Consider the following 10,508-nt stretch of genomic DNA (forward strand, 5'->3'; position numbering starts at 1 on the left):
CGATCACTCTTTGGAAGCGTCGCCCGAAAATCTGCGCCTGACTGCCGAGTACCCGCCGCGCACCAGTCCGACAAAGCGACGCCAGAACATCAGTATGAACCCCGTTATCGCTGCGATAGCGGAGGCAAAGGGAAGAACTGTGTCAGGCCCTATGTACATCGTGAATCTCCCCGTCTTCGGCTGATCCGATGCTGTTTATGGTGCAAGCGTCAATTGCGTCAGGGCTTACCGGCTGCCCTGCGCAACCCGACTCAAACCTACTCATCTTATGCTTGGCTGCCCACGGTGCGCCGTGAGCGCCTCACAGGCGGGTCAGGGGTGAGGCACCCGATCGTCTGCAATAACGCGCCTCCCGGTTCGGATTGCTGAATCGAGCGCGTGACGAGCGATCGCCAGCTCTGCGTTGCCATTCTTCGCTCGGGCCAGATCCCTCGTTTCCCAAGGATCGGCAACGATGTCGAATAGCTCCTCGCGTCCGTCGCCGTTCCGTATGTAGTGGTTTTTTCCGACGATGATCGACTTCATGTCCCCCTTCGCCACTGCATACCAGGACGGAGCGTTCTCCGGGCCGGTGACTCCGGTCAAGACGGGAGATACCGGAATGCCCGGCACACTCTCCGTCGAGCGCCATCGTGACGCAAGCGAGTTGCCGGGCAGGCCACCTTGGCGTCCTGGGGCCAGAAGATCCAACACTGTTGCCGGCAGATCACGCAACGTCACCGGATCACCGATGACTGTGCCGCCGGGAATGCGGCCCGGAAAGGCTATCAACAGGGGGACGTGCAGCCCCGGCAGATAGAGTCCGTTGCCATGACCTGCCCAGCCATGTTCGCCGAACTCTTCACCGTGATCTGAAGTGACGATGACCAGGGTATTGGCGAGCGCGCCTCGGGTCTCCAGTCCCTTGAGAAGGATGCCGAGCTGACTATCGACGTACGAGATCGACTGGTCATAGGCGTCACGAAGTCCCTCGAGCTCCGCACTCGTTTTCCTGTGGCCTTCACGCATCTCTCGCGTCGGTGGCTCCGTACCGGAGAACAGGCGGTTGTGCGGCGGTGGAGCGACATAGGGCGTATGAACATCGAAATAGTTCACGAAAACGAAGAAAGGCCGTGACCCGCGGGATGGAACCCAGTCCAGCAATCGCCGGTTCACTTCAGGCGCAGCCATCCGTCCCGGCCGGTGATAGCTCGTCGTCAGGCGATTGATAGCTCGGACGAGCGCGTCACCGAGCTTCGACGTCGCGATGATCGCCGCAAAGCCGAATTTGCGCGATTCGTAGTGCAGGAAGCCGCGGCTCAAGCCGAACTCCGGCTTACCGTAGAAGTTGTTCGCCACGAATCCTGCGGTCGCATAACCGCGATTACGCAGGACTTCAGCCAGAGTGGGATACGTGGCGTCGAGCGGAACGTCCCAGTCTGCCGACAGTTCGTGCGCGTAGCGCCCAGTGAACATGGAGGCATGCGACGGCAGGGACCACGGCGCCGTCACTATCGCCCTTTCGAACTTTACGGAGTGTGCGGCAAACCGCTCGAGCTCCGGGCTTGTTCGGCGTCCATATCCATAAACACTGAGGCTCGGCGCGCGCACCGCATCCAGCACGACGATTAGAACGTTCGCTGCATTTGCCGGCGCCGGGCCCAGCTTCGAAAGTGCGCGACGCTCCATCAACGCACGCGTCACGAACATTGAAAAGGCGATCAGTCCGACGGCACCCACGGCCGGCCACGTCAGCCGCCTCGCGACGTGTCCGATTCGATCGCGCCTTCCGCCGATTACGTCAGCGAAACGAACTCCGATGCCAGCGCTGAGGACTGCACTCACGACCTCGTGAAGCATCCGAAAATGAAACAGCATTGCCAGAACAGCGGCTGCGGTGAACGCAGCCAGTGCAGCGCGTCCAAGCCAGTCGCCGCGCCAGCGGGTACTGGCAACTCCAAAGAACGCGCCGACGCCACCGAGCAGAAGCAGATTGGCGGCTGGCAGCATCCATAGGAGGTCCACCCCGAAATCATGGTGCGAGGGTTGATGGAGCACGAAAGCGATGAACCATCTGAGGGCGAACTCAGCCAGGCCCGTTACAACACCGAAAAGCACTCCCAACACAACGAAGTCGCCTCCCCGCTTCCACGGCGGATCGGACGCGAGGCTGTGCGGCGCGCTTGCCGTCTTTGCGTTAGGTTCGACCGCGTCTCCTCCATCGACGACTGCTTCGCTCAAAGACTTGTACTCCACGTTTGACGGGACACTCTTCCAGCTCGGGTGCTAAAGCATAACATGAGCGCATTTGCCGGCGTCACCCGGAGCGCCGCATGGCTCGTCCTTGGAGCTGTAGGCCAGGCCGCGGCGCTGCAGCTGGTCGAGGCCGGCCCAACGGTCAGGTATCAACATTACGTAGCACCTGGCATGTTGTTGTCGCGGGAGCGTGTAGGCTTTCTGGCGATCATCGTCGTTCAGGCGCTGATCTGCTCGATCGCAATGACAACACAGCCGGCGATACGAAACTGGCTTCGCACTACGTTCTCGGCCGGGAAGCTGGTGTGCATGACGCTGGTATTCGTTCTCGCGAGCGCCGCATTGTCGCGATCGCTCCAGGCGTATGCGTTCGAGCTGGCCATGGCGGCTCTGGTTCAAGTTTCTGCGTTCATCACTGTTGTGATGGCGGTGCTGGCTCTTCCGATGCCCGCGCTCCACTCGTTCTGGCGACGCGCCGCAACAGTGCTTGGCGCTGATTCAGGCGATTCACGTCCAACACCGGAAATACAGGACAGATTCGCACTCGTGCAGGCCGTCATCGTGACGATTGTTGCGGCAATTCTGAGCGTCGTTTCGTATGAGCGTCACCCCCACATTCCTGACGAGGTTGCCTACGTCCTCAACGCAAGGTATTTCGCCGCCGGAATGCTTTACATGCCGGCGCCGCCTGTGCCGGCAGCGTTCGACGTGGACCTGATGCAGCTGACGCCCACGCAATGGTTTTCCTCCATGCCGCCGGGATGGCCTGCGGTGTTGGCAATTGGCAGTCGGGTGAACCTTCCGTGGCTGGTCAATCCCCTTCTCGCGGGCATCAACGTCGTCGTCGCTTATGCCTTTCTCCGCGAGATGTACCAGCGTCGCACCGCGCGCCTTGCCCTCCTCCTGTTGTGCGTATCGCCATGGTACCTGTTCATGGGAATGAATTTCATGACGCACACTTTCAGTCTGACGGCAGCACTTGTCGGAGCTCTCGCCGCGGCGCGGTTGATCAGAACGGGGCGCTTTCGCTGGGCATGGATCGGGGGCGCAGCAGTCGGAATACTCAGCCTCACAAGACCCCTCGAAGGCCTGCTTATGTTGATCCTGCTCTCGCTGTGGACGCTGACGACTCGCGCCGCACGACATCGGATAGTGGGCACAGCCTTCATAGTGGCGGGAAGCGTCGTTGTCGGCGCTTTAGTGTTGCCGTACAACAAAGCGTTGACGGGACGCATGACGGAGCTTCCGTTGACCGCCTATGTATCAAGCCATTACGCGCCAGGCTCGAACGATCTCGGGTTTGGACCTGACCGCGGCTGGGGGTGGACCGGGCTCGACCCATTTCACGGGCACGATGCAGCCGACGTGGCGATCAACGCCGCACTCAACCTCTTTGCGGTGAATGTCGAACTTTTTGGCTGGGCCGCCGGATCTCTGGTGTTCATCCTGGCGCTGTTCTCCGGAAAGCTTCACGCGAGTGATTACAAAATGATCGTGGCCATTCCTGGAATACTGTGCGCTTTGAGCCTCTACTGGTTCAGCGGTGGCCCGGATTTCGGGGCACGCTATTGGTTTCTCATGATCCTACCGCTGGTGGCACTGACTGCACGAGGTATTGAAGCAGCCGGCGCGAGCGCCACACCAGACGACAGCGGTTTCCCAGTGCGCTCAGCGCGGTCGCTTTCCGTTGCCGCGATTCTGTGTGTGATGTCTGCGGTGACCTTCGTGCCGTGGCGCGCCATCGATAAGTACCATCATTACCGCGGCATGCGACCGGACGTGCCGCAGCTCGCGAAGGAGCTCGGGTTCGGGAGGAGTCTCGTGCTCATCGAGGGGGAGCGGCATCCCGATTTCGCGTCGGCTGCCGCGTATGAACCGCCTGCACTCGAGGGCGATGCGCCTGTCTACGCCTGGGCTCGCACTCCGCAAATCGCGGCCGACGCAATCGCCGCTTTTCCGGATCGTCCCGTGTGGATCCTCCGGGGGCCGTCGATTACCGGGGCCGGCTATGCCGTTGCCCGCCGCCCCATATCAACGGATGGTGTAACAGGGAACAAGTAGTTCAAGGTTTAGCGCCATAGACCGTGACTACTCCGGCGGCAGGAATGGTCACCGTGAGCGCGCCGCCTCCTTCAATAACCTGAGTTCCCAGTTCAGCCCAGGTTACACTCCTGGTCGTCGCGCTCGCGCCGTACCTGCCGGGCCTCAACCCTCGAACTTCCACACGACCGGGTCTGTCCGCGTGAAGAACGACGACGAGATTCTTGTCCGCGTTGTCAAAAGCCACCGCCCGGACATTGGATGAGGCGCTCTGTGCTCCCAGGCGCTGCGCGCCCATGCGGACATAATGAAAGTACTGACGCAGGTAACGCGTGCGGCTGCCCACTACAGGACGTCCGTCGACGATCCGAAAAAGTTGTGCACCGTTGTCCTCCGTCGGGAAGGCCAGGGTGTACTGCTGCCAGGCCGACACCTGGCCTACAGTCAGGTCCGCGTACAGATCCTCGACGTCGCTCCCGATGTGCTCGAGCATCGCTGTGCGAGCCCCTGCAGACCTGGCGCGTTGAGCGATTAGAGCGAGATCTGCCTCGGACGCGCCCCCGTACCGGTGATAAGACAGCTCTTTAAGGAAAGACTGAACGCCGGGTACACGGTAAATCTCGTCGAGATATTCGATCCCCCGCGAGAGGACCTTCGTTGATGGCGCGACGAATATCGGACGGAAACCGGCTTCAGCAAGTCTGTCAGCAGTGGCGACGATTGCCTGCCCGATCAGCGCGCCACCACTCCACACGGCCACGTTGTCCGGTTCGAGAATGATCTCCACGGCGTCGGGGACGAAGCCAAACCTGTCCCGAAGATGGAGAAAGGTCGCCAGAATGAATTCGGCATACTCTGCAGGTTGAGCGTGTACGTAGACGGGCGGCGGGCACTGACGGAGAAATGCCACGTAATTCAGGCTCACGAACAGCCGCTCGCCGCGCGCCTCGAGACGTTGCTTCATCGGCAGCACCACTCGGACGACCGTCGAATCCAAAACCGAAAAATGGAAGCCAGCTGGATTTATCACTTGCGGATTGTCGTTGTCGTTGACCGTAAGCCAGCGCGCGCACCGCCGTGTAGTTGCCTTAGAAACCGTATAGTCCACCGGGTTTTCCGCCCCGGCGACGATCTCGAGTCGGAGGCGGTTGATACCAAGGGCGTTGGCCGCTTGATCGAAGAGGGGGTTCTTGAATTCTTCGAATCGTGGATCGGCCTGGCCGGCTTGCGCGGTCGCCTCCCAGCCGCTCATCGTCTGGAATCGCGCCAGCGTATCGATCGTCACAATCGCCCGACCGGCGTGCTCCGGGGGCGTTGAATTGCCGTCGCATGCCGCCGTGAATGCCACCGCGCAGCTCAGCGCGCAGGCTGGCACAGTGACGAGCTTGTGCATCAGTATCGACACGCGAGATTGCTCCAGCCAGGTATCAGAAGCCGCAGGTGCGATTGTTCATCGGATATTAACGCCGCGTTCTCATTGGCACGAGCGCGCGAAGCGCGAACCCTAATTCGGTGGAAAGACAACGGCCAGTCGAGAACTCCCAGTGGCGTTTGTCAATGACGTGTCGGCTACGGCCTACTCTCCCGCGTACGCCTCGCTGACTTCGGGCACGGTCATCGCGATCCGGCCTGGGTTGCAGTGACGTTCGCTGCCAGAAGCTCGGCGATGCCTGCCCTCATAGTCGAAATCGATGGCTGCGGTGACAGATGCGTGTCGTCGGGGCGCAACGGTACCCGGATCAAATGCTCGGCCATGCGACCACCGCGGCCGTCACGAAGGTATTCCCATCCTCCCGTCGCGAACGCGATGGAGTTTCGATTGTCGTAGTGTAAGGTCGCGAGTGCCGCGGTATCGCCTCCCGCGCTGGTAATGTCCCCGTCGTTTGTGATGAGCGGCGGGCCATCGAATTGCGGCGTTGAATCACCGGCGAGGAAGGAGACAGTGGCCGGAATGGCGCGCACTGACACCGTGCGTGCGACTACTCGGTGGTTCCTGATGGCCGAGGGCAACACGACGAACAAAGGCACGCGCGTCTGCTCGGGAAAAAGGCTCGTTCCGTGTCCGGCAGGATCACGATCTGCTGCGTGTCGGGCTCCGAACGACTCTCCGTGATCCGACGTGATCACCACAATCGTGTTCTCCAGCAGGCCACGGCGTTCAAGGGTTGCGATCAGGTCCCCGAAGTCCGCGTCCAGCGTTCGAAGCCCTTTCGCGTATGCGCTGACCACCTCTTCAACCGACGCCCTTTTCTCCCAGAAGGGATGATTCAGCTGCCGATGGTGGAAAGCGCGATTGACGTCCATGTAGCAGACATACGCGAAGAACGGCCTGTCGCGCCGTTCGCCGACAAAGTCGAGCAGGTCCGCGCTCACGTCGGACGCGGGCCTTCCGCGTCCGGCATAGTGGAGGCCGATGAAGCGCGATGCCGCGCTGAGCAGACGCCCGTACGCCGTCCTCCTGACATGATCTTCGAGAGTATAGACGTCAAAGCGGTCGAATCCACGGCCGAGGTACTCGGGAGTGATCCAGGAAGAGTTGCTCGAGAACGCTCCAGTGTCATACCCCCGCCGCGAGAAGTACTCGCCGAGGGTCAACGCGCGATCGCTTAGGGCGAGTGAAGGCCAATCCGCACCGTGCTCATGCGGGTAAACTCCGGTGAGGATGGATGCCTGAGCCGGCAGTGACCAGGATGAGACGGACCACGCGTCGTCGAAGCGAACGCCACGCGACGTGAATGCGTCGATGTTCGGCGTGAATGAGGTGCCTCCCGCCCACCAGAAATGATCCCGGCGGACCGTGTCCAGAACGACAAGCAGCACGTTGAGAATGCCTTGAGCCGGCGGTCTCTCTCCACGAAAAACCTCGCCGGCCCGCAGAGCGCCCGCCGTTCCGAGAATGAGTGAGCCGAGGAGCACCGGAATCGCCATCACAAACTTTCGAAGCTTCGTCGCCAGCGCGTAATGACCGCGACTAGCGCGGAATGCCGCGATCCCGCCGCCAGCGGCGAGGATCGCGGCACTCGCCGGATGGAGCACTCTCGGTGCCGAAATCACGCCGAAGACTCCAAGGAACGTGAAGACCGCAACGGCGATGAGGACGTCAGATTCGAGATGACCGGAGCGTGAGCCCGGATCGTCGGCTGGCAGGGATCGACGCTTCACTCGACGAAATGCGAAAAGGATTGCCCTGAGCACACCGGCCAACGCGAGGAAAAGGAGGACATTCAGAAACGGAGCGACCCAGAGCACGTGCACTGAAGTCTTGTAGGGGGCTCCGATTGTGGGAAACTGACGGGTCACTGCGAGCACACCACCTTCGACGATGCCGAAAATTGCTCCGATCCAGATTGCGATCGCAGTGATGTTGGCGTTGCGGATCGAGAACGTCATTCGGGGCGCTTCACTCCCATTCGAGTTGCAAGTTTTTCAGCATCTATGCCGATTGCGCCGAGCGCCCGCTTCATACTGAAGCGGCGGGTCACATGGTGCGCTTCTGCCGTCGGGAACAGGACATCGCGAGGCACATCGTAGATCGGGCTGCCCCCCGGTGCCGGCGGTCTCTGCGCCAAATTCAAGGCATGGAGCACGTCGCTCCGACCATAGAGAGCTCCAAGAGAATCCAGAGCGATCAGCTTCATTCCTGCCGGACGCGGATCGGTGGGCTTTTGAAGCACGTAATTCGGCGGAGCTGCTGACGGAGGTCGGTGGTTGGCGTAGTAGATCCAGGTGGGCGGCGATCCCCCAAAGCTCTCTTTCGGCACCCGCCGGTCCCAGTCGTACGGAAAGACCCGACTGAGGAGTTTGCCCCGCCGGAAAGTTTCGGGTGCAGACCGATCATAACCACGCACGCGGTCCTCGATTGTGAGGCCGATATCGCGCGAGACAAGGTGAGGCCGCGCGTTACGCGGCAGCGATAGCGCTAGAGCAACCAGACTCGACGCTGCCACGGCGGTCATCAGAGCGGGTCGCTGCCATCCGGGCTGCTCGGCCGCGCGCCAGAAGACTACCAGCGGAAGCAACATTGACGGCACGAAATGATGGAGCGACGTATACCCCTGAACGTAGTTTATGATGAAGTATCCGATGCAGACGATGACGAGGGCCTGGCCTACCTCATCGTGACGACGCCACGCGAACATCGCGATCGCGGGTAGGATCCCTGCCGGGACGACCATGAAGAGCACGCGCCCCCACTCGGTCAACGCGAGGCTTGAGTAAGTCCGAACCAGATAGCCGATTCCATATTCCCCGCCCGGAGTGGGAAGGCCGAAAGCGTCAAGGAGGCGCGGTACCACGGTGGAAGCGGCCAGACACGCAATCAGTACCGCGCCTGACTCAAGGATCGCGCGCGATGGGCGCGGACGAATCCTCAGCCAGGCCGCGAGGAGCCACAATCCAATCAAGAGCTGTCCACTCGGTAGTGATACGAACACCAGCAGCTGTGCGAGCGCCATCCACTTCGAGTGGGCGGTCAGGAAGAACAGTATGTAGGTGAAGAACACGACCATCATCAGCGTGTCCTGAGTCGCAGGCATTGCGATGTCGGCCCAATAGGGGCTGTACGTGGCGCTGAATGCCATCGTCGTGGCATAGACCGAAAGACCCAGCGCGATCAGCCACAACGCAAGAGCGCTCAAACGGCGGAGCCTGACCTCGGCAAGGGCAACGATGGAACAATAAAGTGCGACGAGGTAGAGCACCCATGGCAAACGCACTGACGCCTCGGGACCCCCGAAAAGTCGGATGAACCATGATGCCGGGTAAGCGAACAGCATCGAAGTGATGCCCGGCCACGGCCTGGCGGCAGCTTCATCCCAGAATGGCACCGGCTGCGACAGAAGGAGCCGCACGGCTTCGAACGACCCGGCGCCGTCTCCGTTGAAGCTGTCCCAGTAGAATTTTGGCGCGAGAACGACGAGAGTCGCATACGCCACAAATGCGATGATCCAGAGTGAGGTCGCCGCGCGCTCGGTGGTCCAGGGCGGTGGAGACGCGTCCGTCCTAAAAACTCGCCAGCATGCGACGCCAAGGGACCCAATCGTGGTCGCCGCCACGATGGCGATAAAGTACCACCCCGTGAGCGGAACTCCGGCCATCGATTGCGCCAGGCCTACGGCGACACTGACGCTGATAATGCTCAGCATCAGGGCTGAGAGGATCCAGATCTCGATGGTTCGTGCCATGCCCGCTGCGATCGCAAGCAGAAGTCCTGGGCTCATCACCAGGACGCACGCGCTCAGCGCGACGAGTGGAGCTCGCACATAGAGCAGGAGACCGTGCGATGGAACCCAGTAAGGGTTGGACGCTTCTCCAAGCGCGTAGAGCGTGCCGGCTTCAGCAATCGCGCCTCGATCGAACACCACCGGAAGCATCATCAGCGAGAGCGCGAACGACAGGCGGACGAGTGAACGAATGTCGAGGCTTGATTGCAAATTCCCGGCGGCCCAGCGTTTCATTACCCCCAAACTTCGCACGTCATGCAAACGTTGGCCATCGCGCGTTCGGGGGAACCGGAAACGAGAAAAAGGCGCCACACCGAATGGTATGACGCCCTTTTCAAATGGGTGCCGGCGACGGCCTACTCTCCCGCGTCCTCTCGGACGGAGTACCATCGGCGCTGTAGGGCTTAACGCTCGTGTTCGGAATGGGAACGGGTGTGGCCCCTACGCTCTAGTCGCCAGCGATATCTGATCGCCGAATGACAGACGGATGGATAGCAGTGATCGTGTTCTTTTTTAAGAACCAGTGTTCGTTGATTGCGCGATTGCTTTGCCTTGGAATTGCTCCGGCATTTAACCGGAGACAATAAATTGAAGATCAAGCCTCACGGGCGATGAGGATCGCTGCGCTTGGAATGAATTGCTCCATTTCCACGTGCGACCTCTCGACGGGATGGTCTCTCCCGGCCCTTCAGGGAGCTCAAGGCTCCAGGGAGGTTTCATCTTGGGGGAAGCTTCCCACTTAGATGCATTCAGCGGTTATCTTCGCTTGCCCTCGCTACCCGGCGATGCAGTTGGCACCACAGCCGGCACACGAGCGGGCAATTCGACCCGGTCCTCTCGTACTAGGGTCCACACCCCTCAAACCTCCAACGCCCACGACGGATACAGACCGAACTGTCTCACGACGTTCTGAACCCAGCTCATGTACCACTTTAACCGGCGAACAGCCGGACCCTTGGGACCTGCTCCAGCCCCAGGATGTGATAAGCCGACATCGAGGTGCCAAACCGC

Annotated in this window: 5 protein-coding genes and 2 rRNA genes; 1 reads left to right on the plus strand and 6 read right to left on the minus strand. The window is 60.8% G+C overall.

Annotation, left to right across the window (positions count from 1 at the left end; all coding sequences use genetic code 11):
• Positions 1-312: 312 nt before the first annotated feature.
• Entirely contained in the window at positions 313-2,220 is a 1,908-nt protein-coding gene (locus VES88_07045; GenBank protein ID HYN81242.1) for a sulfatase, read from the minus strand.
• 57 nt (positions 2,221-2,277) lie between these two features.
• Here VES88_07045 and VES88_07050 point away from each other — a divergent pair, with 57 nt between their 5' ends.
• A complete protein-coding gene (locus VES88_07050) occupies positions 2,278-4,296 on the plus strand; it encodes a glycosyltransferase family 39 protein (GenBank protein ID HYN81243.1) in 2,019 nt (672 codons plus the stop codon).
• A gap of 1 nt (position 4,297) precedes the next feature.
• Here VES88_07050 and VES88_07055 read toward each other — a convergent pair whose 3' ends face one another.
• The 5 genes from VES88_07055 to VES88_07075 all read right to left on the minus strand — a co-directional run.
• Complete coding sequence (locus VES88_07055) at positions 4,298-5,680, minus strand: hypothetical protein (protein ID HYN81244.1); 1,383 nt, start codon at positions 5,678-5,680, stop codon at positions 4,298-4,300.
• Between the two features lie 209 nt (positions 5,681-5,889).
• Positions 5,890-7,665 (minus strand): sulfatase, encoded by a 1,776-nt coding sequence (locus VES88_07060; GenBank protein ID HYN81245.1) that lies wholly within the window; start codon positions 7,663-7,665, stop codon positions 5,890-5,892.
• Positions 7,662-9,731 carry a hypothetical protein gene (locus tag VES88_07065; GenBank protein HYN81246.1) on the minus strand — a complete coding sequence of 690 codons (2,070 nt, stop codon included), beginning with the start codon at positions 9,729-9,731 and terminating at the stop codon, positions 7,662-7,664. Before VES88_07065 ends, VES88_07060 begins: the two co-directional genes overlap by 4 nt.
• A gap of 109 nt (positions 9,732-9,840) precedes the next feature.
• Positions 9,841-9,957, minus strand: a 5S ribosomal RNA gene (gene rrf, locus VES88_07070).
• 131 nt (positions 9,958-10,088) lie between these two features.
• A 23S ribosomal RNA gene (locus VES88_07075) occupies positions 10,089-10,508 on the minus strand; the annotation flags it as partial.

It is taken from the genome of Gemmatimonadaceae bacterium (genome assembly GCA_035633115.1).
GTDB lineage: Bacteria > Gemmatimonadota > Gemmatimonadetes > Gemmatimonadales > Gemmatimonadaceae > UBA4720.